This is a genomic window from Novipirellula artificiosorum, from assembly GCF_007860135.1.
Classification (GTDB): Bacteria; Planctomycetota; Planctomycetia; order Pirellulales; family Pirellulaceae; genus Novipirellula_A; species Novipirellula_A artificiosorum.
The window spans coordinates 438612-461127 of record NZ_SJPV01000005.1 but is presented as its reverse complement, the minus strand read 5'-3'; the positions used below and the strand labels follow the sequence as shown (position 1 = coordinate 461127).

Below are 22516 nucleotides of genomic sequence, written 5' to 3'. Positions count from 1 at the left end.
ACATGCACAAGCACTTTTTGATCCTGATTGCGACGGCCGCGGTTTTTTGGGGTTCGTCCCTGTCCATGGCCGAGGATCCCAAACCGTTACGGTTGATCTTTATCACTTGCTCGGCAGAAGCGAAGTTTTTTGAACCTGTGAAACAGGGCATGAAAGATGCCAGCGAGAAGATGGGGGTGAGCAGCGACTTTATCGGCACCGTCGGCGTCGACTTTCCGAAGCAGGTCGAAATGGTTCGTCAAGCCGTTCGCGACGGCTACGATGGCATTGCACTGAACCTCGTTGATCCCGAAGCCTTTGACAAAGTCGTTGTCGAAGCGATCGAAGCAGGGGTCCCGGTGGTCGGGTTTAACACCGACGACCATGGAACCGAGAATGCACGCATGAGTTGTGTGAACCAGCGACTCTACGAAGCGGGACGCCGCTTGGCGGAGAGACTTGCACCCGAGATTCCGGACGGAGCCCATGTCTTGATGACGATGCATGATGCGGGCGTTTCGTCATTGGAGGATCGGTTGCGAGGCGAACAGGACGTGCTGAAGTCGAAAAACGTGAAATGGACCGTTCTGATCAGCGGTAATGATTCGGTCGAAGGAGCGAAGAAGATCGCCGACGCCTTACGAGCGAACCCCGACATTCGCATCGTTTTGGGGACAGGCCAAGCCGACACGGAAGCCGCAGGACGGGCGATCGCTGACCAATTCGCCGATTCGGAGTACTGGTCCGCCGGGTTCGATTTGTCCGCCAAAACACTGGAGTTGATCAAGCAAGGAAAGATTCGATGCACCGTCGATCAGCAACCTTATATCCAGGGTTTTTATCCGGTGGTGCAGCTCACGCAGTACTTGCGGTATGGCATCGTTCCATCCGATATCGACGCGGGATCATCCATCATCGATGAGAGCAACGTGGACCAAGTGATGGCATTGACCGAAGCCCATTATCGGTAACGGCGATTTTCCGTCACACGATTCACCGCACTTGCCTCGGTCTGGACGATCCAACCGAGCAAGCCGTGTCCTGGATTCCTTACTCCGCGATCGCTTCCGCTGGTTCCGGATCCCTCTCGGGCATGGCCGATGGCTTTGCCAGCGTCAGCCCAAGCTGTTGCAGTTTATCGACATGGCTTTCCCAGTCGATCCGGTGAGGATCACCGATCGGTCGTTCGCCATCATTGAGTCCCACCGAAATCATGCGAATCCGATCGTGGCGGACTTGGCGGTCGACAAGAGGCATGTCGCCGTCACGTGCCATGTCGGATTCGGCTTGAGCCATTTCCTGTTCCCCTTTCCAAACGCACGCGATCCGGTGCAAGGCAACGATCCGAAACCAGTGCCATGGCTTCTCCACCTGGACGTGCTTGACGCACCAGTCCCAATCAAGAAAACGGTTTAGGTCGTCGGGACGGATCAAGAAACAACGAATGCATTTTTTTCGAACCACTTGGCGATCTTCACAGGTCATCACGAACAGCCACGTTTCGCGTTTAAACGGGGTGATCGCCAACAAGCCCGCGATATGTCCCATCGCGTCGTTGAGGACTTCAAACCCCAGTGTTCCCTCGGTTTTGAGCACGGGATTATCGAGCGACGTGTTTTCGGCAACCTCTTTCAAGAAATCACGCACCGCGATGTTGTCGTACAGATCATTCAGCGTCGTTTTGGGTGCAACATTGCGGAACAATAACACACACTCGTTCGCTTGATGTGGCAATTCCCACAAACGGTGCATTTGAAAAATAAAATCATCCGAGTCGCCCGATTGCATTCGCGCGATCGCGTTGAGTCGCTGGCGAAACAGCAAGAACCAGCTCGCCGCAAATCCAGCCAAAAATCCAAGCGATTTCCCTACCAATTCCGGTAGCACGCGATCCCACTGCAGACTCGAAAACCATTCCACGAGGTTCGGCATGTCAGTTCCTTATTAAGCCATTCCTCCCGCGGCCATTGACGACCACAGCTAATGGCGACCCCACATCGATCGCTCTGTGGGAACCATCATAACGCATCGCGTTACATCTGACCGCCTCCCATGCCTCCCATCCCACCCGCTAATCCTCCTCCGCCGATATTCTCGAATCGGTAATCGGATCGCACTTGTTCGATCATGGCATCGCCTACGATTTGCTGCTCTTTATCCAGTTCAACGGTGATGGAATACTCGAAATCAAACGCATCGCTGCCGAACCGCCGAGCGGGGACCGTCAAATCCCACCATAAAATTCCGATGGGACGCTGCATCCGCAGGTACAGCGGATCGTCGGACAGCTGTTCCTCCGCCTCGCCTTGCAGCGAGACACCGATGGCACCTTGTGGGCTGGTTAGCGGCATCCGATCCCGTAGCCATACTTCCACGGCCCGATCGTGATAGTTGGACAACACCAAGCGGTATCTCAGTTCGGTTTGTCGGTTGCCGCCTCGAATCGATTCTTCGCGAGCGAGCAGTTCGCGGCGTGATCGTAATTGTCGGTCTGCCCCGAAACCGACGATCATGTGCTGGCCGGCCGCCGTGGGTGACAACGTGGTGCTGCCGATCGATTGCTGGTTGTGGCGACGACAACCACAACACACTGGAAGATCGGGGCACTTCTGGACCGACTGAACAAATGAGCTTGGTGTCCGCTTGACGCTGCCGCCGCGTTTGCCAAGCTGTTCACTTTCGATTGTAGGTTCAGGGGAAGAATATGGGAATTGGCATCGCATTTCGTGCTTTTTCAGCTGCGTTATTCAACAAACAGGCCGCAGAGAACATTCGCCGAGCGCTCGAACAAGGCAGCGCCGAGACAGCGGAACCGAAATTGCCGGCTCCAAAACCGGTCGAATCGGTGGTGGCCAAACCCGCCAAACCGGCTCGCAGTGAAGCGATCACGCTGTTGTCGGCGTTACAACGCGAGTCGCGTTTGATCGATTTGATTCAAGAGGATCTGGGCAAGTATTCCGATGCGCAGGTTGGCGCCGCGGCACGTCCCTGTTTGCTGCAATGTGCTTCCACGTTGTCTCGTTTTTTTGATCTGAAACCGGTCAGCGATGCAGGCGAGGGGGCCACGGTCGAAGTTGCCGCAGACGAATCGCCGGCTCGTTATCAATGGATTGGCGAAGGCAATTTGAACTCGGGAAAACTTGTTCACCAAGGTTGGCAGGCGACGAGGGTGGAGTTGCCCGAATGGACCGGTAGCGATACCGACGCCAACATCGTGGCGCCGGCTCAGGTGCAACGCTAAGTTCCCGATTCCCCCACACACCGCGGAGTTCGCATCGAGTTCCGCTTAAAATCTCTGCAGAGTCGCGATGGCTCTGGCTATGGAGGCACCCAATGACCATGAACGCTCGTTACTCCGTTGGCATCGACCTGGGAACCACGAATTCGGTGGTTGCCTACTCGCCGTTGGAAGAGGAAGCCGATTTGCGGCTGTTGATGATTCCGCAGCTGGTCCAGCCCGATCAAGTGGAATCGCTCTCTTCGCTGCCGTCGTTTCTGTACTTGCCTCGCGAGGGCGAAGTGGACTCGCTTCGTACCTCCTTTGGTTCGGATCCCGCAGGAGGTGTGGTTGGCGCCTACGCGAGAACTCAGGCGGCCGAGAACCCTCAGCGGGTGGTCGTGGCGGCCAAGAGCTGGCTTTGTCACAGCTCGGTGGGGCGAACCGACGCGGTCTTGCCATGGCAGTCGCCCCCGGAAATTCCCAAGGTTTCCGCTTATGAATGCACACAGCGTTTCTTGGCACATTTGGTTGCCGCTTGGAACGGTCAACACAGCGACGCGCCACTTCGCGACCAACAAGTGGTTTTGACGGTTCCGGCCTCGTTCGCTCCGGCCGCGCGTGAACGGACTCGACAAGCCGCCATCGCAGCGGGCCTACCTGAATCGTTCGTCTTGCTCGAAGAGCCTCAAGCGGCCGTGTACCGATGGCTTGCAGCGAGCGGCGACTCGTGGCGCGAGTCGCTTAGGCCGGACGATGTGATGTTGGTTGTCGACGTGGGTGGTGGTACCACCGACTTGACGCTCGTTTCAGTGTCTCAAAGTGACGGGGAACTGAACCTGCGCCGGTTGGCGGTGGGAAACCATTTGCTGCTGGGTGGTGACAACATGGACTTGGCGCTGGCCCACTTTGTCAGCGGCCGGTTGGCTGAGCAAGGCCATGATTTGGATCCCTGGCAGAGCATCTCGCTGTGGCACGCTTGCCGAGATGCGAAGGAGCAATTGCTTGCTTCGGAGGGTCCGGCCCAACAAATGATTTCGGTGCTCGGGCGTGGGAGTTCGCTGATCGGCGGAACCGTGTCGACCGAGTTGACCAAGGAAGAGACGTCACAGTTGATCGTCGAAGGGTTCTTCCCGCGATGCACGTCGACCGATCGACCGGAACACCATGCCGCATCGGGATTCCAAGACATCGGTTTGCCGTACGAATCGGATGCGGCAGTGACCAAGCATGTTGCCGCTTTCTTAGCGGATCAATCGGCAGAGGATAGTGAGACGCCCGTCGTCCCCACCCATGTCTTGTTCAACGGTGGTGTGTTCCGCAGCCACACCCTGCGTGAGCGGATGCAAGCGACAATCAACGATTGGTGCCCTTCGGATCCGATAATTCTGGGCGGGCCCGAGGATCTCGACACCTCCGTTGCGATCGGTGCGGCCTACTATGGATGGAGCAAACAGAGCGGCGGCATTCGCATTCGCGGGGGGACGGCCAAGTCTTATTACGTCGGAATCGAAACCGCCGGTTTGGCGATTCCAGGGGTGCCGCGTCCGCTCCGGGCCGTTTGTGTGGCACCGCGAGGGATGGAGGAAGGAACCGAAGCGGAAGTGCCGGGGGACGCGGTTGGAGTGATGGTGGGCAAACCGGCTCAATTCCGGTTTTTTAGTTCCGCGACTCGCTCGGCCGATGCGCCCGGCAGTCGGCTCGATCGCTGGACCGCCGATGAATTGGTTGAAATTGAACCCGTTTCGGTTTGCTTGACAAGTGGGTCGGACAGTGATGAGTCGTCCAGTGCAGGGTCCTTCGTGCCCGTGAAATTCGTGAGCCGAATCACCGAGCTTGGGATGTTTGAACTGTGGTGTCACAGCACCCGTAGTGATGACAAATGGAAGATGGAGTTCAACGCTCGCGAGCGGTAGTATTTAACGTGTCCAAATCCGAAACGAAGATCGACGATCCGAATCAATCCTTGTCACGGTACGCCGTTGGCATCGACCTTGGCACGACCAACTGTGCGCTCTGCTATGTGGATACCGACGCAGAAGCTTGGTCGGTCGAGACGTTCAAGATCCCTCAGTGGATCGATTTTGGACAACGTGAGTCGCGTGAAACGCTGCCATCGTTTCACTACGAATTGACGGAGGAGGAAGCTGCGGCGAATCATGCTTTGCCCTGGCAGACATCCGCGCCGAATCACACCGTGGGCGTGTTGGCGCGTGATTCCGGCCAACGGCACCCCGGTCGTCGCGCCGCGTCTGCCAAGAGCTGGCTGTGTCACGAGGGAGTGGATCGTACCGCGGACTTGTTACCGTGGCATGGTGACGCGGACGTCACGCGGCTGTCACCGGTGGAAGCTTCTTCTCGCTACCTCGCTCACCTGCGCGCTGCTTGGGATGACGCCCATCCTGGTTTCTCGCTGAGTGAACAAGATGTCGTGATCACGTTGCCAGCATCGTTTGACGAAGTGGCGCGGGAACTCACCGTCAGCGCTGCGAAACAGGCGGGATTGCCACGAGTCTTTTTGATCGAAGAACCGCAAGCGGCATTCTATGCATGGATTGATCGGCAAGCGGACCAATGGCAACAACGGGTGGCACCGGGGCAATTGATTTTGGTCTGTGACATCGGTGGTGGCACAACCGATTTGACCTTGATTCGAGTACGTAAGGCGGGTGAATCGGGGGAGCAGGTTCAATTTCACCGCGTTGCGGTCGGACGCCATTTGATTCTTGGCGGTGACAATCTGGATTTGGCAGTCGCGCGATTAGCCGAATCGAAGATTCTTGATGCCGGATCGACCGAGTCCCTTTCCCCCACGCAATGGGACCGCTTGGTGCAGGTTTCGAGGACGGTCAAAGAAGTCATGCTTGGCGATGATCGTCCCGACACGTATACGATCAACTTGCCTTCGGAAGGATCGCGGTTGGTGGGCGGGTCGGTTCAAGTACAGGTGACCGCAGCGGAGATCGATCAGGTTTTGCTGGACGGCTTTTTCCCAGCCGTTGGTCTCGAGGAAAAGCCGGAACTTGGCGAAAGTGGTTTTCAAGAATTCGGCTTACCCTATGCCGCCGATGCAGCGATTACACGACATTTGGCGGCCTTTTTGTGTCAGCATCGTCGAAGTGGAATGGATGCGGATGAACAAGATGCCGCCGATCGACCTGACTTGGTCTTATTTAACGGTGGCGTGATGGCTGCGCCGGCGATCCAAGCAGCGATCGTCGATCGCTTGTCCGCGTGGTTTGGTCAGACCGACCCGTGGAAGCCAGAGGTGCTTTCGTCGCCCCGTTTGGATTTGGCTGTCTCGCAAGGGGCCGCCTACTATGCGATGGTGCGTCGCGGCCAAGGCGTTCGGATCGCAGCCAACTTGGGACGATCTTACTACATGCAAGTCGAATCCGATCCGCCGCGCGGACTCTGTTTGATTCCCGGCAAAGCCGAAGCCGGACAACGATTTCGCGCCGATGCACATCCGTTGCACTTAAAAATCGGCACGCCGGTTCAGTTTCCGCTCTGGGTCAGTAGCACGCGGTTGGCCGATTCCGTGGGTGAACTTGTCGAAATGGACCGCAGCGAGGCTTCGCCTTTGCCACCCATTTGTACCGCCTTGGTCCAAGGAAAACGGCGGCTTGATGCCGAAGTGGAAGTGGTCGTCGAAGCGGAACTGAGCGAGATCGGAACCATCGGCCTGTTCTGCGTTGACACCACGTCGAGCAAGCGGTGGCGATTGGAGTTTGATATTCGCAGCACGCTGGAAACGGATCGTGAAGCTCACAGCGGATCGGGTGAAGCGGCCGGGATCGTCGATTCGGATTCGGTTGAGCAGTGCGGCCGGGTGATTGAAAGGGTCTTCGCGGAAGTGGAGCCCGACGCGGTGCTCAAGCCCAGTCATTTGGTGAAACAATTGCAGTCGGTCACCGATCTTCATCGCAACGTCTGGCCGCCGTCGCTGTTGCGGTCTCAATGGCAATCCTTGTTCGACGCGCAGGAAGGCCGCCGCAAATCGGCCGCTCACGAAGCACGCTGGTTGAACCTCGTCGGTTTCTGCTTGCGTCCCGGTTACGGGGTTGCGGTCGATGATTGGCGCGTTGCGCAAACGTGGCGCATCCTGCATGGCAAACTGGCCTTCGCGGCCCAGCAATCGCGCACCGAATCGATGATCTTGTGGCGACGGATTGCCGGTGGATTGACCCGTGGACAGCAAGAACAGTTGGCGGCGCCGCTGAAGAGTGTTCTGAAGAACAAAACGCGGCGGATCGAACCGCATGAGGCCGCTGAGGTTTGGCGATTGCTGGGGTCGCTCGAGCGATTGTCGGTAAACGAAAAGATCGAGTTGGGCCTCATCGCCTTGGCGGCCATCAAGCAGAAAAAGAACCAAAAGATCTTGCCGGCGCTACTTTGGGCGCTCGGTCGGTTCGGCAGTCGTCAACCGGCCTATGGTCCGCTGAACGCGACGCTGCCCGTTGAAGAAGCGTCCCGTTGGGCGGGGGAGCTGCTCGATTGGGGAAAGGCGACGGAGTTGGATACGAATAAAAACATGCTACTGCTGGCACTGGTACAAATGGCTCGGCAAACAGGTGATCGCTATCGTGACCTGCCTTTGAAACGCCGCGAAGCGATGGCAGTCCAGCTTGAACTCCTCGAAGCACCCGAGCACTATTTGACGTTGTTGACCGAGGGCGGATCGTTGCGGACCGATGAGGAAGCTGTGATCTTTGGCGAATCCTTGCCATTAGGCATTCGCTTGGTTCGTTGAATCGGTGCCGTAAAACGCATTGCGGTATTGTCGAGGTGTTTTGCCCACCATGCGTTTGAAGAAGCGGACAAAGTTCTCGGCTGACGCAAAACCGGTTTTTTGTCCAATCACGCTGATGGGCCACGCTGTCTCACGAAGGAACCCTTTGGCACGCTCGATTCGAATGTGGTTGATTTCTTGCGACGGAGAGCAGTGAAAGAACTCGCGAAAACGTCGCTCCAGCGTGCTCCGTGACAGCAGCAACTCGTCTGCCAAGGCGGTCACGGTCAATCCATTGACCGCCTCACGCTCGATGATCTTGACGGCTTGATCGAGTTCAGGATCGATGATCGCGATGCGATCCGTGGATTGTCGTTTGATGACTTGCGAGGGAGGAACGATGATCCGAGCTGCGGTCGTAAGAGGGGGTGTTTTGGGTGGGCTGAGCATCCGGATTTTCCAATCGAGCAGGCCTGCCGCTTTGTATCCGACTTGCTGCGAATTCAATTCGATGCTGGATAAGGATGGCGACAACATGCTGCAGACGATGTCTTCGTTTGAAGTCCCCAGAATCCCGACTTCCGCCGGTACATGTAGGTTGAGCTGGCGACAGGCTTCGAGCACGCGGATCGCTTGCGAATCGGCCACGGCCCACACGCCAACGGGCTTCGGTAACCGATCAACCCATTGAATCAGAGGTGCTTGGAAATCGAGTTTCCAAGTTGGGTACGGTAAGTTGCCACCCTCGTAGGCGCCAGGAAACACGTGCCCCGAGAGATCTTGTGAGGCGAGGATTTGCTCGAACGCAATGCGACGAGCATCGGACCACCAAGAATTGGCGAACGAGTAAAACGCCAAGTGGGCAAATCCCTGTTTCAGTAGATGATCGATGGCAAGCCCCGCCGTCATCCTTTCATCGGTGCAAACCTCGGCGGATTGATGTTGTCCGTCGCCGAGCAATTCGACCACCGGACAGCGAAATCGACCGAGCGCTTTGGACAAGGCAATCGAAGGGCTGCGGGCGATGATTCCATCCCCCTGCCAATTCTCCAACCAGGGAGGGAGCCCCTCCAAGATGCCGCGGTCTTCAAAGTGAAAGATCCAATTGGCGCGTTCTCTTGCGAAACGCGAGATGCCCTGGATCACGCCACGTCCGAACACGCGCGAGGTTTCGACAAGCAGCAAGATCTGTTTCGGGACTGCCATCGCGCGAAGCCTTGGGGACGTGTGATCGATTGGTTGGTTTTTCCCGGCCCATTCCCTGCTTGAAGGTCGTGCCGTTTTTAAGTAGTTGAACAATACGCGTTTCCGGACTTCACCCTCCCTGTCGCGTGGACTGATGGGAATCCTGCCTGCGTGGCAAGTTGGATTGACTTTGCAAATTCCGTTTTGCCCGAAATTCTGGCTCCCTTCTCCCCCGTTTTAGAGGTCGTGCAGTTTTTAAGTTGTGACTGCTGAAGTGTTTAGGTATCCAACCACCCCTGCCCGCGCAGCGGGAGGGGTCGAGCGCAGCGAGGGGGAGGGCCGGTATAGAAACCGTGCTGGAATTTCATGTTGTCATCGCAGCCCGTTTTCCCTCTCCCTCGCTTAGGCTCGACCTCTCCCAGAGGGAGAGGTAAATCTTGTAAGTCTTTTTCAATCAACAACTTAAAAACTGCACGACCTCTTTATGGGGGAGAAGGGCTGGGGATGAGGGGGAGTGCGCTGGAGTTTAGCCTTCAGGCGACTGCGGGTTGCGCTCGTGCGGCTAAAGCCTGAACTCCAACCTCTCTCCTCGCGAGCGCGCTGGGAGCCAGGATTCATGTGCGATCCTTGTGTAAATACCACTGCCAAAGGAGAGATAACGATACGGTAACTCGTGGATTCACAACGACTCGAAAAATGCACGACCTGCTTCAACAGGCGACGTACACCAATGACGCTTCCCTAACCGATTTGCCCTGACAAAAATCTACCATTATTTTGGCAAGATTGAGCGATGGTGGTCTGGTTTTTCTTCACTAAACTCTAAGGCAAGTCAAAATGGCGTCAAATCACTTAGAAACCGATAGGAATCACGGATTCATGGGAAAAGTTGGAATTGGATTGAACCTCGAGGCGGTCCGGACGTCACACAAGTCGTTCGAGTGGGGCGTCGAATTTGCCGCGGATCTCGGTTATGAGTACATCGAACCGATGGTGCATTGGGGCCGCGAACTGCTGAGCGAAGCGAGGTACTTTCATAGTGTTTCGATGCTCGATGACCCTTGGCGAATCCGGGACGCGGTGGAAAAACATGGGTTGAAGCTTTCTGCGTTTTCTTCCCATTCCCAGGCTTCGAAGCCCGAAATCGCGGTGGAATACCTGAAGCAAGCAGCTCGCTTTGCAACCGAAGCGGGGGCGCCAATCATCAACACGCACGAGGGGCATAAGCAGCCATGGACGACCATGGAGGAGGACTTTGTCCTGATCCGCTATTCGTTGATGGAAGCGTTGAAGGTATGTGAGCGTCGTGGAATCAAGATCGGTTTCGAGATGCACCAAACGTATTCACTCAAACCGGAGCTCTACGACCGCTGCTTGGATCTCGTGGATTCGCCGAACTTGGGTGCCAATTTTGACACGGGCAATGCCTACCTCGGTGGTGAGGACCCGCATGAGTGGCTTGAACGCATCAAGCACCGAGTGATCCACATCCATGCCAAAGACATCTCGATCGAGCAGTCCGATGCCGAACGTGGCAAGGTGATGGGAACCGCGGTGGGGTGTGCCTGCGGCGAAGGGGTCATTGATTGGCAACGGATTGTCTCGATTTGCCGCTCGGTGCCACAAGACATTGTTTTGAGTGTCGAGTGTGGAACGCTCGACCAAGCCGAGCGAAGTATTGAGCACCTTCGATCGATCCTCTAGTGCGCCGGAGACTTCTTGGGTTGCGGCTGCAGCCGAGTGGAGTCGATAGTCGCCGCCCCCGTTTCTTTATTCGTTATTTACAGACCCAGCAGGCAGGAGAACACGTGATGACCAAGAAAGCCAAGCTATCCCGTCGAGGATTCCTTCAAACATCCGCGGCGGCAACCGCAGCGGGAGTCGCGTTTCCTACCATCATTCCTCGCTCCGCATTGGCGCAAGGTGACCGGCCGGGCGCCAACGATCGGATCGGTGTGGCGGGGATTGGCGTGGGCCGGCAAGGCAGCGGGGTCTTTCGCGGTGCTTGCAACGATCCACGAACACAAGTGATCTGCGTTTGCGATGTCAATCGGCCACGTGGCGAATCCATTGCGAAAGCCAACGGCGCCAAGGAGGTCTATCAAGATTACCGCCGCGTCCTCGACCGCAGCGATGTCGATGCGGTCACCACCGCAACGCCTGAACATTGGCGGGCAAACATTTGTATCTCCGCCGCATTGGCGGGGAAGAACGTGTACGCGGAAAAGCCAATGACGCTCACGATCCCCGAAGGTCGATTGATGGTGAAGGCCGCTCGTCGGACGGGGATCGCGTTTCAAGTGGGGTCGCAGCAGCGTTCGCAACGTGAAAACTACATCGGTTGTGAATTCATCCGTAACGGCGGTTTGGGTGAAATCAAAGAGGTCTTCGCGGCCAACTACGAAAGCCCTTGGCTGTGCGAACTGCCCGAAGAACCGGTGCCAGCGGGCTTGGACTGGGAAATGTGGTGCGGCCCAACGGAACTCGTCCCCTACAACAAAGAACTCTACGTGCCTCGGGGCAACCCCGGTTGGTTGTCGTTCCGGCCTTACAGTGGCGGCGAAATGACCGGATGGGGGACCCATGGGTTTGACCAAATCCAATGGGCGTTGGGTCTCGACAGCACCGGGCCGACGGAAATCCTGGTCGACGGTTCCGCCCTCGAATTGCCGACCTATCGCAAGCCCGAGTCGCTGGATCGCGGTAATAAGATCTGCAGCGAACCTCGGCTTAGCTACCGCTACGCCAACGGAATCACGGTCACGCTCGATGACAAAGCGAATCGTGGCGGTGGCATCTTTGTGGGCGAGAAGGGGAAAATGGAAGTGTTCCGCGGAGCGCTCGGTTCAAACCCACCGGAAATGGCCAAGGAACTACTCGAGAAAAGCTCACGAAAGAACCAAAGCCACGTTGGCAACTGGCTGGATTGCTGCATTTCAGGAGAGCGTCCGATCGCCGATGTGGAACTCGGTCACCGCAGCGCCACGGTCTGTCATCTGCTGAACCTTGGCCGCTTGTTAGGCCGCAACCTGAAATGGGATCCGGATGCGGAGCAGTTCCTTGACGATGCCGAGGCCAATTCGATGCTGACCCGTGAAATTCGCAAAGGCTATGAGTGGCCGAAGGTTTGATCGTGTCTCCGCGAGTCGGATTGCCGATCGTTGAAGCAAAATACTAGAGTACGCGTTCGGCAACCAATCGCTTCATCACCGGATTGAACTGCTCAACGCGCCATTGCCCCCTGCCCTCGGAGTCGATCTCGTAATCCATGATCAGGAATACCTGTGTCGGTTTTGGGTCGTTTGCGTTGGTCATGATCACGTCGGCTTTGGTTGTGCCATAGTGGTTGTAGATCCGAACCGGCTTCGCTAGCTCCCATTGGATGCCCTTACCCATTGCCGCCACTGTGGGGTGCATTCCGGTCTGTTCAAATCGTTCGCTCACCTCGTCAGCGGACATTTTGGCTTCCATCGCCTCGTAATGCTCCTTCAGCGGCATATGGACCGGCAAGCGGTTCACGGCAGTCTTATTCAGTTCCTTCGCAATGTTGAACTCTCCATTGCCAACGATTTCAAGATACTCTCTCGCGAAATACTCCGCCTGGTTACCGAGCGTCCGGGCTTTCAAGCTGTGTACGAACAGTCCGCAGGATCCGAAGACAACCGCCAACACCATTCCAATCTTGGCCGGTGTGATGCCGACGGGGCGTGGGCCGCTCCAATGGCGCAGTGCGAACATCCCAAACGCAATCGCCATCAGTGGCAGGGCGATCATGGGATAGCCCACAATGGCTAAGACACTTAGCAAACCAAGTAGCAGGCACAAAAAACCTGATACCCGAAACGGGGCAATCGGCTCTTCAACCAGATAACCACCCTCGGCCCCCATGGTGGGGACGGTCGATTTCAGATCCGTATCTGTTGCCATTTTGAAACGAAAGCTCGTGGAAGCGTGGAGCGGCGAAGCCGCGATGAGCGAGCTGCCGCTCGAAGAGAAAGCAAGTCGCAGGTAAACAGGAATTCGCTCGATCCAGGGAAGACAGGGTGAAAACCACGATTTTGCTACGCGTGAAGCGGTCGGATGGTTTGGTTTGCAACCGAAAAAAAGCAAAGGTTTCTACCACCCCCAGCATCGGTTGTCGCTGAAGGGGATGCGATCACCACACGATTTCAGCGACCAACGGGAGCAGGCGAACCCGATCCGAGCGTTCGCTCGCCTTGGTGGCGAGATTGCTGCACTACGCGGCTCGACGACGATTCACCGAAGCATCGCCGATGACGGCTTGGCCGATCCAATTCGCTGCCTTAGCCGTCGCGCCCCCTCCGGCGAACTCTCCACAAAGCGCCTCGAGTTGCCGGATCGTTTGCTGATAGTAGAACTCGTCGTCCAACATCGCAGTGACGGACTCTGTCAGAAAGTCGATCGCCGGTTGCGGGTCTCCAACCGAGACCATTTCGGGGAAGACCTTCCGAGCACCCATCAGATTCGGCAGCGTGATCGAATCGAGCCGAACGACCAACCGAGCAAAGGCATACAGTAGCCGGCCAACCCGATAGGCGACTGCGGCCGGGGTTCGTCGGGCAAGCAATTCGAGACTGACCGAACCGCTGACCATCATCGCACAGCGGGCCGCTTCGATGATTTCACTGGTTCGGTCGACATAGAACTCGATCGGCAACTGCTTGTCGGACTCGGTCAATTGCTGCTGACACCAGATGCAATGCCGGTCCCTGTAGGCAGCCACCAAAAACTTGGCGTCGCGATTCGTTTTGGCGATTTGCCGGATCGACGACAGCATCAGTGGCCAAGTCCGCTGGACTTCATGGGTACGAGACCCAGGCAAAACGGCTACCAACTTGCGGCCGGATTCGGTTTGACGCGAAAGGCGTGCCATCAATGCATCGTCGAGCCGAGTTTCCGCAACGGCATCAAAAAAGGGATGGCCGACATAGGTGGACGCGACACCTCGCTTCGAAAAAAACTCCTCTTCCACCGGCAAGACCGCCAAGACATGATCGACCCATCGCCGCATTTTTCGGATACGCCAACCGCCCCAAGCCCACAACTGAGGCGGGCAGTAGTAGTAAACGGGAATCCCATAGCGTTTGGCGCGTTTGGCAATGTGCCAGTTGAATCCCGGAAAATCGACCAAAACCACCGCATCAATGTGCCCTGTCTGGAAAACCTTCTCGGCTTCGTCCGCAAAGCGAAAGAAATCGCGGAGTTTAGGGAGGACCTCAAGCAATCCCACCACCGCGTGTTCCGTCAAGTTGCGTTGCAGGCTACATCCGGCGGACTGCATCGCAGGGCCCCCGAAACCACAGGTTTCGATTCGCGGGTAGCTCTGCCTCAAATGCCGAATCAAACGTGCCGCATGCTGGTCACCGCTCGGTTCGCCAACGGAAAGAAAGATGCGTTTTGGCATGGCGATTGATTAAGAACAGGCGACGGAACGGAAGGCAAGTCAAAGCATCAGGTCTCAGTAGCGGATCCGCACGGGTGGCGTCAATGGATCCTTTGCTGATTTGATGAGCGCGACAAGGGCGGTCACTGGTGCCGGTTTTTTACGGTTTTGGCTGCGACAAATCGTGTGGTTCCGTTTTTATCGGGTCATGATCAGCCTTTAGCGTCCGACTGCGGCAGCCGTTTTTCCATTTTTGACAACGGGCGTTGTCAAAAAGGCGGGCGTCGTAATAATGAAGTCAAACGAGCAATCGGAGACGTCTCCCTTTCGTGCTGGTGAAATGAACAAATGACCCCTTCCTTGAATCCTGTTTCTCATGCGGAACCCTTGCGATCGGTCGATCGTGAGTTGTTGGTTGCGATGCGCAGCGGGGAATCCTTTGGAGTGGGGCATTTAACCGACCAGCTTGGGGTGACTGCCACGGCGGTCCGCCAGCGGATCGAGCGGTTGTTGGAAATGGGCTTGATCGAGCGCCAAAAGATTGTCGCTGGTCGTGGACGGCCGACTTACGAGTACCGTTTAACGGTCGAAGGTCATCGTCGTGCTGGGGCCAACCCCGCCGATTTGGCCGAGGCCATGTGGCAGGAAATCTTGGCAATCACCGATCCTCAAATTCGCCGAGGGGTCCTCTCGGCGGTTGCCGCGCGTCTTGGACGTCAGGTTGCCGAAGGGATCCATCGCGACACGGGCGTCGTTGTGGGCGAGTCGCTTGAATCACGGATGAAGAAAGTCTCCGAGATGCTGGTGGAACGGCAAATTTCAGCGGAGATTTCTCACGCGGGTTCCTTACCTGTGATTGACGTCGGCGCCTGCCCTTATCCGTCGCTTACCGATACGTCGGACGATCGGGCGATGTGCCGGTTGGAAGAACAAATGCTTTCCGAAGCCCTCGGTCGACCGGTGCATCTCAGCAGTTGCCGGCTCGACGGTGATCATCTTTGTCAGTTCGCTGCCGAATCGATTACAACCGAATCGGTAACTCCCGAGTCCACAAACTAAACTGTTTTTCATTTCAAACCCTCAAAAGACACTCGCATCAAGCATGACACACGTACTGCAAATCAAAAATCTGCACGTTTCCGTTGGTGACAAACCGATCCTTCGAGGCGTGAACTTGACGATCAATCATGGCGAGACTCATGCGTTGATGGGACCCAACGGCAGCGGCAAAAGCACGCTCGGTTTGGCGATCATGGGCCATCCCGGCTATACGGTGACCGAAGGCAGCATCACGATGGATGGCGAAGACGTCTTGGCGATGGCGCCCGATGAGCGAGCCCGGGCTGGGATCTTCTTGGCGTTCCAGCGGCCGATGGCCGTTCCGGGGGTGAAAATGGCTGATTTTCTTCGCCACGCGACGACCAATGTCCGCCGCCCTGATCGCAAGGAAGGCGAGGAATTGATTCCCATGCGTGAGTTTCGCAAAGAGCTCAAGGACAAGATGGCTCACCTGCGGATGGATGTCGAGTTCGCTCGCCGCTACGTCAACGACGGTTTTTCGGGCGGTGAAATGAAACGCGCCGAAATTCTGCAGCTCGCGATGCTTCAGCCAAAGTTTGCGGTCTTGGACGAGACCGACAGTGGGCTTGATGCGGATGCCGTGCGATTGGCCAGTGAATCGATCGCGGAGATTGGTCATGGCAAAATGGGGTTGTTGATCATCACCCATCACGACAAGTTGCTCGAACACAATCCGCCCGAATTCACGCATGTCATGCTCGGGGGGCGTTTGGTGGAAACAGGCGGCACCGAATTGGCCGATGAACTGCATCGCCATGGGTACGATCGGATCCGCAAAGCGTACCCCGAAGCGGAAGCAGCGAACCAAGAAATGGTGGCCGAAGAAGCGCCGGTTTAATCATGCCACATTGGAACGCAGGCAAGGTTCGAATGCAGGCTTCGGCCAGCCATCGATAACTCATCGCCTCGTGATCCAAACGCGGAACTCCAGCACCGACCAAGCAAACCAAGAGTCTCTGACGAATCTCTCGAAACGAGTTAGGAAATAAGATGTCTACTGATGTAACTGAAAAAGCGGAAGTTGGCGAAATCAACAAGTACAACTTTCGCACGGAAACCACGGGCGTTTTTCGTGCCAAGAAAGGTCTCAGCGCCGAGGTGGTCCATCAGATTTCGGATATTAAGAACGAACCTGATTGGATGCGAAAGTTCCGTCTCGATTCATTGAAAATGTTCGACGAGCGTCCGATGCCCAAGTGGGGCGGTGCGATCGATATCGATTTTCAAGACATCTACTACTATTTGAAACCCACCGACCACCAGGGCAAGACTTGGGACGATGTGCCTCAAGAGATCAAGGACACATTTGACCGATTGGGGATCCCCGAAGCGGAGAAGAAGTTTTTAGCGGGCGTGAAGGCTCAGTTTGAAAGTGAAGTCGTCTACGGATCGCTTGAGGAGGATTTGGCGAAGCAAGGGGTGATTTTCACGGACACCGATACCGCTGTCCGCGAGCATCCCGATTTGTTGCGAGAGTATTTCGGCAAGATCATCCCTCCCAACGACAATAAATTCGCCGCGCTCAATAGTGCGGTTTGGTCCGGTGGATCCTTCATTTATGTGCCCAAAGGGGTGCATATCGATTTCCCGCTGCAGGCCTATTTCCGCATCAATGCCGAGAGCATGGGCCAATTTGAACGGACGCTGATCATTGTCGATGAAGGTGCCAGCGTTCATTATGTCGAAGGTTGTACGGCACCGATGTACACGACCGAAAGTTTGCACAGTGCGGTGGTGGAAGTGGTGGTGAAGCGGAATGCTCGCTGTCGTTACACGACGATCCAGAACTGGGCGAATAACATCTACAACCTCGTCACCAAGCGAGCTTACGCTTACGGTGACGCGACGATGGAATGGGTCGACGGCAACCTGGGCAGCAAGTTGACGATGAAGTATCCGGCGGTCCATATGATGGAACCCGGGGCGCGAGGCGAGATCTTGTCGATCGCATTTTCGAGTGCGGGGCAACACCAAGACGCCGGTGCGAAACTCGTCCATGCGGCACCCAACACCACAGGCCAAATCATCAGCAAGAGCATCAGCAAGAATGGTGGTCGAAGCAGTTATCGCGGGTTGGTTCGCGTCGAACCGGGCGCGCACAACAGCAAGAACAGCGTGGTTTGTGACGCCTTGATCTTGGATCCCGAAAGCCGCAGCGACACGTATCCCTACATCGAAGTCGCCGAACAGGACGTGCAAATCGGGCATGAAGCGAGTGTGTCACGGATCGGTGAAGAGCAGATGTTCTACTTGCTGAGTCGCGGTTTGACCGAGCAAGAAGCCAGCACGATGATCGTCAATGGATTTATCGAGCCGCTCGTGAAGGAGTTGCCGATGGAGTACGCGATCGAAATGAATCGCTTGATTCAATTGCAAATGGAAGGCAGCGTCGGTTAGACGCTGTTTCGGCGTGCCAGGCGATCGCCGGGCATGCCTTGATCGAAAAGGCATGCGTCAGGGCCTTACCTGGCACACCATCGCACCAAAATTGCACCAACGTTCCAAACACTCACCTGATTTCTGATGACGCAAACGACTGCTCTTACTTTCGACTTGGCGGGTTTCGATTCGTTTCTGACCCAACGTACGGAACCTCAGTGGCTCACCGAGCTCCGACGTGAGGCATGGCAACACTACGAGGCCATGGCGTGGCCAGCGCGGCGAGCGGAGGAGTGGATTCGTACCGATATTCGCGCCTTCAAAGTGGATCGTTTTGGACTGCCTGCTGCAGAGGCTCGTGACGCTCCGGCCAAGGCGCAGTTGCGTCGCGGTGTCGATTTGGGCGGTGCGATCGAAACGGTCGACAGCTATGTGGTTCGTGAATCACTTGATCAAGCTTTGATCGATCAAGGCGTTATCTTCTGCGATCTGTCGAAGGCTTGTGAGGAACAACCTGAAATTGTCCGCCCACATTTGTTCACCGCGTTTGATCCCGACTATGACAAATTCGCTGCGCTGCATGCCGCGTTTTGGGCGGGCGGCCAATTCCTATATGTTCCGCGGGGTGTCGTACTCGACAAACCGTTGCACATCGGGTCGGTGATGACCGATGGAGGAACCGATACGACGCACACGCTGATCGTTCTCGATGAGGGTGCGGAAGCGACCGTGCTGCACGAGTCGAATGGCGTGCATGAGAAATCCAAAGGATTGCATGTCGGTTCGGTCGAGGTGATCCAGAAAGCCAATTCCCACCTCCGCTACGTGAACCTCCAGGAGTGGGGTTATGGTGCTTATCACTTCGCCCACCAGAAGGCACTGGTGGGCAGGGATGCCACGATTCAGTGGACGATCGCAGCGATGGGATCGATGCTTTCGAAGGTGAACCAATCGGTCGATTTGGTTGGCCCCGGTGCCGATAGCCAGGTCAACGGGGTGATGTTCACCGAAGGTCGTCAACATTTGGCGTATCACACACAGCAGTACCACCGAGCACCGAGTTGTCACAGTGACTTTCTGTACAAAGCGGCTCAGCAGGACAAGAGCCGGACGGTTTGGCGGGGCATGATCAAGGTCGATCCGATTGCTCAAAAAACGGATGGTTACCAACGAAATGACAACTTGGTGCTGTCCCAATCCTCACGTGCCGATTCGATTCCTGGGCTGGAAATCGAGGCCGATGATGTCCGCTGCACTCATGGCAGCACGACTTCGAAGGTGGATGAGGAGCAGATTTTCTATGCTCAATGCCGTGGTTTTACACGAAAAGAGGCGACGCGTATGATTGTAAGTGGCTTCTTTCAGCAGATTTTCGACCGGATCACGATCGAAAGCGTCCGCGATGCGCTCGGAGAAGCCATTGCTCGCCAGGTTCGCGAGTACGAATAGTCTTCCCTTAATCGCTTCTTTTGGTAAATTTTGGTACATTGAGACAGGTCGCAGGGCTCAAGAACCGCTGAGGGTCTACTCAAAGTCCAAAGGACAACTCGGTTGGCGAGGGCTTCGTCAACATTCTTGATCAACGTTAGGTGAACAATTCATGGCGCTTGCAGAAGACAAAGTCCGCGAGGCTCTCAAGCAGGTGATTGACCCAGAGCTTTATGTGAACATCGTCGATCTTGGCTTGATCTACGGGGTGCAGATTGGTGATGAGAAGGAGGATGGTCGTCACGATGTCGAGATCGAAATGACGATGACGAGTCCGATGTGTCCGGCAGGTCCACAATTGGTCGCCGGAACGAAATCGGCAGCGGAGGGACTGGATGAAGTTGATCAGGCGGAGGTCAAAGTGGTAATGGATCCGCCATGGTCCCCCGATCAAATGACCGACGATGCTCGAGACCACCTCGGAATTTTTTGACGAAGGCTTCCTTATGGAGCCGAACCTCCTAGCAGGCACTTAACATGCGTATCTTCGTGGGCGAATTCAACTGTGGCGGTGGATTGGCCGGAAAGGATCTCGACAAGGTGCCTTCTTCGCTTCGAACCGAAGGCTCGGCGATGTTACGCGCCATTGTTGCCGACTTGTCCGACTTCGCGAAGGTGACGGTTCCGCTGGATACACGAATCGATCTTGATCTCGATCGGGCCGACATCATCGCGATGCGTCCCGACGTAGCGTTGTTTGGGCAGTGGGTTGCGGCGGCACGCGATTGTGATGCGGCGATCATTGTCGCTCCGGAAAATGACGGCATCTTGGCCAAGTCGGTTGCCATGCTTCGCGCCGCAGGTGTCGACGTGATCGCCGGCAGCGGGGATTTTCTGCGTGTTGCGAGCGATAAGCTGCAGACCGCCAAGCTGTTGCTGAGCTGCGGCGTTGCTCATCCCTACTATGTTGCATTGTCGGACACGCGGTACGAGGCGGAATTGCAGGGGTATGCCCGTTACGTTTTGAAGCCACGTGATGGCTGTGGGACTCATGAGATTCGCACCTTTAACTCCTATGACGAGGCGCGAGCGGAATTGAGCGACGAGTTGCTATTGCAACCCTGGCTTCCTGGCCGGGCGGTCTCGGTATCCTTGGTCGCCTCGGGGCAGCATCAAGTGTTTTTGCCTGCGGTCAGCCAAGAAATATGCGCGGAGTCGTGCGAGTACGCAGGAGGCCGAGGGCCATTGGATGATGATGCGCAATCTCGGGCAGCGGTGTTAGCATCACGTGCGATCGCAGCGATGCCTCCGACCGCGCGAGGTTTCGTCGGAGTCGACCTGTTGCTGGGTGATTGCGCGAGTGAAGACTACGTGATCGAAATCAATCCACGGTTGACCACCAGTTACGTTGGATTGCGTCAGATCATCCAAGGCAATTTGGCCGCTCGGCTGTTCGATCTGGAAACGGGTCCCGTTTCCTGTATCACTGGGGTCAACGCGGTTCGTTGGAGATCGGACGGTCGTGTCTGGATCAATGACGCTGCGGTCGCGGAACCGATTTAGAACCTACCCGAACAGGGGTCTGACCCTCTCTTGGTCTGAGCGTATCGGTAGCGAATCCATTGGAAAACAAACAGCTTTTGAGCAATCGAAACGTCGGTTGACAAAGGGTCAGACCCCTTTTCGGATAGGTTCTTTAACCACGTGACCACTTTGGGAATTGATGTCGGCGGCGCTCATTTGAAGCTGGCGGATGATCGCGGCAACGCCCATGCAGTCGGCTTCGCATTGTGGCAGCATCCCGAACAGTTGGCCGATCGATTGCGGGCAGCGATGGGCGGTTTTTCAAACTTCGAAGCGATTGCGGTCGTCATGACCGGCGAGCTAGCCGATTGCTTTGTCGATCGTGCGGAGGGAGTTCGGCATATTGTCGATCACGTCCGAGTTGCCGCTGCCGCGATGGGAGTGGTCCGAGTTGCTTTTTATGGCGTGGACGGACGTTTTCGGGATTCCGTCTGCAGCGAAAATGATCTGGACTTGTTGGCAGCTGCCAATTGGCACGCGTTGGCCTCCTTCGTCGGGCATCACGTTTGTCGCAGTGGGCTGTTGATCGATATCGGATCCACGACGACCGACATCATCCCGATCGTGAGTGGGCAGGTCGTGACGTCTGCCCTGACCGACTATGACCGATTGAGCGAGGGCTCGTTGGTCTATGTGGGCTGCCAGCGGACCCCGGTCTGTGCCCTCTGTGATTCCTTGACCCTGCGTGGGCGTGTGACTGAGGTGATGAACGAAGTGTTTTCCACGATCGACGATGCTCGCATCGTGCTAGGCCTTGAAAGTGAGGATCGCGATGACGATACGAGTGCGGATGGAAAACCGCGTACCAAGGAGTTTGCCGCGAATCGACTCGCCCGAATGATCGGACTCGATCGGCGAAGTGTTTCGCTTGAGGACGCCGAGCAGCTCGCGAAACAAGTCGTCGCATCTGCGAAGAGCCGGATTGCAAGTGCCATCGAGGTTCAGCGGGTTCGGTACCCTGGGGCGGTGCCGACAATGGTTCTCAGCGGCCACGGTTTGGATCTTTTGACACTACCACGCGACCTTCCCACGATCATGCTGCCACAGCGATTGGGGAGTGGCTTGTCGCGATGTGCGCCTGCTTACGCGGTTGCGACGCTGTTCGAAACGTAGAGCTCTGTCCAGATTCAACTTTAGAGTTGGGGCTGTGGCGGATTACGCCCGCTGGCGTTGTATTCCAGAGCCTAGGGTCGCGCCGCGGCGAAGCCGCAGAGCGCAGCCTAGGTCACCGACTTGCGGAACTCTATTTACCGCGAGGGACGTTCTATCAAGAAATTTCGGATTTCACTCTCCCGCTTGGAGGTTGTGCAGTTTAGCGTCCCCCATGCAGAGAGATTATCGTGATCGACACAAGTCGCGCTGATGGATTCTGGCTCCCCTCGCCCCGCGTGCTCGCGGGGAGAGGGGCTTTCCGTCGTGCAGGTTTATCGCTGTTTTTACGGTCATATGCGTCTGCTGAACCCCCTCATCCCCAGCCCTTCTCCCCCGAAAAATCGGGGGAGAAGGGAGCCAGAGTCTTGGGTGAAAC

Annotated in this window: 18 protein-coding genes; 13 read left to right on the top strand and 5 right to left on the bottom strand. The window is 56.3% G+C overall.

Annotated elements, in window-relative coordinates; genetic code table 11:
• Positions 1 to 2: 2 nt before the first annotated feature.
• Entirely contained in the window at positions 3 to 950 is a 948-nt protein-coding gene (locus tag Poly41_RS16500) for a substrate-binding domain-containing protein (RefSeq protein ID WP_146527752.1), read from the top strand.
• 79 nt (positions 951 to 1029) lie between these two features.
• On the opposite strand, the gene Poly41_RS16495 is transcribed toward Poly41_RS16500, so the two are convergent.
• Both Poly41_RS16495 and Poly41_RS16490 read right to left on the bottom strand, forming a co-directional pair.
• Complete coding sequence (locus Poly41_RS16495; protein ID WP_146527750.1) at positions 1030 to 1911, bottom strand: hypothetical protein; 882 nt, start codon at positions 1909 to 1911, stop codon at positions 1030 to 1032.
• 101 nt (positions 1912 to 2012) lie between these two features.
• A complete protein-coding gene (locus tag Poly41_RS16490) occupies positions 2013 to 2702 on the bottom strand; it encodes a DUF4139 domain-containing protein (RefSeq protein ID WP_146527748.1) in 690 nt (229 codons plus the stop codon).
• Here Poly41_RS16490 and Poly41_RS16485 point away from each other — a divergent pair.
• The 3 genes from Poly41_RS16485 (at position 2684) to Poly41_RS16475 (ending at position 7949) form a co-directional block, all read left to right on the top strand.
• Complete coding sequence (locus tag Poly41_RS16485; protein ID WP_146527746.1) at positions 2684 to 3220, top strand: DUF2760 domain-containing protein; 537 nt, start codon at positions 2684 to 2686, stop codon at positions 3218 to 3220. The two genes, Poly41_RS16490 and Poly41_RS16485, sit on opposite strands and share 19 nt — an antisense overlap.
• A 92-nt stretch (positions 3221 to 3312) precedes the next feature.
• Positions 3313 to 5112, top strand: a complete 1800-nt coding sequence (locus Poly41_RS16480; RefSeq protein WP_315853735.1) for an Hsp70 family protein — start codon at positions 3313 to 3315, stop codon at positions 5110 to 5112.
• Between the two features lie 8 nt (positions 5113 to 5120).
• Entirely contained in the window at positions 5121 to 7949 is a 2829-nt protein-coding gene (locus tag Poly41_RS16475; protein WP_231615707.1) for a hsp70 family protein, read from the top strand.
• Here the strand turns inward: Poly41_RS16475 and Poly41_RS16470 are convergent.
• Complete coding sequence (locus Poly41_RS16470; RefSeq protein WP_146527742.1) at positions 7926 to 9134, bottom strand: XylR family transcriptional regulator; 1209 nt, start codon at positions 9132 to 9134, stop codon at positions 7926 to 7928. The genes Poly41_RS16475 and Poly41_RS16470 overlap by 24 nt on opposite strands.
• Positions 9135 to 9992: 858 nt before the next feature.
• Here Poly41_RS16470 and Poly41_RS16465 point away from each other — a divergent pair.
• Together Poly41_RS16465 and Poly41_RS16460 are read left to right on the top strand one after the other, a co-directional pair.
• Positions 9993 to 10817 carry a sugar phosphate isomerase/epimerase family protein gene (locus Poly41_RS16465; protein WP_146527740.1) on the top strand — a complete coding sequence of 275 codons (825 nt, stop codon included), beginning with the start codon at positions 9993 to 9995 and terminating at the stop codon, positions 10815 to 10817.
• Positions 10818 to 10924: 107 nt separating this feature from the next.
• Complete coding sequence (locus Poly41_RS16460; RefSeq protein WP_146527738.1) at positions 10925 to 12244, top strand: Gfo/Idh/MocA family protein; 1320 nt, start codon at positions 10925 to 10927, stop codon at positions 12242 to 12244.
• A 43-nt stretch (positions 12245 to 12287) separates the two neighbouring features.
• Here Poly41_RS16460 and Poly41_RS16455 read toward each other — a convergent pair whose 3' ends face one another.
• Together Poly41_RS16455 and lpxB are read right to left on the bottom strand one after the other, a co-directional pair.
• The gene (locus Poly41_RS16455) at positions 12288 to 13040 is read right to left on the bottom strand and encodes a hypothetical protein (RefSeq protein WP_146527736.1); all 753 of its coding nucleotides are present in this window, start codon (positions 13038 to 13040) and stop codon (positions 12288 to 12290) included.
• Between the two features lie 310 nt (positions 13041 to 13350).
• Positions 13351 to 14538 (bottom strand): lipid-A-disaccharide synthase, encoded by a 1188-nt coding sequence (gene lpxB / locus Poly41_RS16450; RefSeq protein WP_146527734.1) that lies wholly within the window; start codon positions 14536 to 14538, stop codon positions 13351 to 13353.
• Positions 14539 to 14865: 327 nt separating this feature from the next.
• Here lpxB and Poly41_RS16445 point away from each other — a divergent pair, with 327 nt between their 5' ends.
• The 7 genes from Poly41_RS16445 (at position 14866) to Poly41_RS16415 (ending at position 22101) form a co-directional block, all read left to right on the top strand.
• A complete protein-coding gene (locus tag Poly41_RS16445) occupies positions 14866 to 15576 on the top strand; it encodes a helix-turn-helix transcriptional regulator (protein WP_231615706.1) in 711 nt (236 codons plus the stop codon).
• Between the two features lie 43 nt (positions 15577 to 15619).
• The gene (gene sufC / locus Poly41_RS16440; protein ID WP_146527732.1) at positions 15620 to 16435 is read left to right on the top strand and encodes a Fe-S cluster assembly ATPase SufC; all 816 of its coding nucleotides are present in this window, start codon (positions 15620 to 15622) and stop codon (positions 16433 to 16435) included.
• Positions 16436 to 16587: 152 nt separating this feature from the next.
• Positions 16588 to 17994, top strand: coding sequence for a Fe-S cluster assembly protein SufB (sufB, locus tag Poly41_RS16435; RefSeq protein ID WP_146527730.1), 1407 nt, complete (start codon positions 16588 to 16590; stop codon positions 17992 to 17994).
• Positions 17995 to 18120: 126 nt separating this feature from the next.
• The gene (sufD, locus tag Poly41_RS16430) at positions 18121 to 19425 is read left to right on the top strand and encodes a Fe-S cluster assembly protein SufD (protein WP_146527728.1); all 1305 of its coding nucleotides are present in this window, start codon (positions 18121 to 18123) and stop codon (positions 19423 to 19425) included.
• A gap of 151 nt (positions 19426 to 19576) precedes the next feature.
• Complete coding sequence (locus Poly41_RS16425; RefSeq protein WP_146527726.1) at positions 19577 to 19897, top strand: metal-sulfur cluster assembly factor; 321 nt, start codon at positions 19577 to 19579, stop codon at positions 19895 to 19897.
• 44 nt (positions 19898 to 19941) lie between these two features.
• Positions 19942 to 20967: an ATP-grasp domain-containing protein gene (locus Poly41_RS16420; protein ID WP_146527724.1), complete on the top strand. Its 1026-nt coding sequence runs from the start codon at positions 19942 to 19944 to the stop codon at positions 20965 to 20967.
• A 141-nt stretch (positions 20968 to 21108) separates the two neighbouring features.
• Entirely contained in the window at positions 21109 to 22101 is a 993-nt protein-coding gene (locus Poly41_RS16415) for a hydantoinase/oxoprolinase family protein (protein ID WP_231615705.1), read from the top strand.
• The last annotated feature ends 415 nt before the right edge of the window (positions 22102 to 22516 follow it).

Excerpts from the sequence above, each read along its gene's own strand:
- Poly41_RS16445 (WP_231615706.1), top strand. The coding sequence starts at position 14,866 with ATGACCCCTTCCTTGAATCCTGTTTCTCATGCGGAACCCTTGCGATCG.
- Poly41_RS16425 (WP_146527726.1), top strand. The coding sequence starts at position 19,577 with ATGGCGCTTGCAGAAGACAAAGTCCGCGAGGCTCTCAAGCAGGTGATT.
- Poly41_RS16480 (WP_315853735.1), top strand. The coding sequence starts at position 3,313 with ATGACCATGAACGCTCGTTACTCCGTTGGCATCGACCTGGGAACCACG.
- Poly41_RS16460 (WP_146527738.1), top strand. The coding sequence starts at position 10,925 with ATGACCAAGAAAGCCAAGCTATCCCGTCGAGGATTCCTTCAAACATCC.
- sufC (WP_146527732.1), top strand. The coding sequence starts at position 15,620 with ATGACACACGTACTGCAAATCAAAAATCTGCACGTTTCCGTTGGTGAC.
- Poly41_RS16420 (WP_146527724.1), top strand. The coding sequence starts at position 19,942 with ATGCGTATCTTCGTGGGCGAATTCAACTGTGGCGGTGGATTGGCCGGA.
- Poly41_RS16490 (WP_146527748.1), bottom strand. The coding sequence starts at position 2,702 with ATGCGATGCCAATTCCCATATTCTTCCCCTGAACCTACAATCGAAAGT.
- sufD (WP_146527728.1), top strand. The coding sequence starts at position 18,121 with ATGACGCAAACGACTGCTCTTACTTTCGACTTGGCGGGTTTCGATTCG.
- Poly41_RS16470 (WP_146527742.1), bottom strand. The coding sequence starts at position 9,134 with ATGGCAGTCCCGAAACAGATCTTGCTGCTTGTCGAAACCTCGCGCGTG.
- sufB (WP_146527730.1), top strand. The coding sequence starts at position 16,588 with ATGTCTACTGATGTAACTGAAAAAGCGGAAGTTGGCGAAATCAACAAG.
- Poly41_RS16455 (WP_146527736.1), bottom strand. The coding sequence starts at position 13,040 with ATGGCAACAGATACGGATCTGAAATCGACCGTCCCCACCATGGGGGCC.
- lpxB (WP_146527734.1), bottom strand. The coding sequence starts at position 14,538 with ATGCCAAAACGCATCTTTCTTTCCGTTGGCGAACCGAGCGGTGACCAG.
- Poly41_RS16465 (WP_146527740.1), top strand. The coding sequence starts at position 9,993 with ATGGGAAAAGTTGGAATTGGATTGAACCTCGAGGCGGTCCGGACGTCA.
- Poly41_RS16485 (WP_146527746.1), top strand. The coding sequence starts at position 2,684 with ATGGGAATTGGCATCGCATTTCGTGCTTTTTCAGCTGCGTTATTCAAC.
- Poly41_RS16500 (WP_146527752.1), top strand. The coding sequence starts at position 3 with ATGCACAAGCACTTTTTGATCCTGATTGCGACGGCCGCGGTTTTTTGG.
- Poly41_RS16495 (WP_146527750.1), bottom strand. The coding sequence starts at position 1,911 with ATGCCGAACCTCGTGGAATGGTTTTCGAGTCTGCAGTGGGATCGCGTG.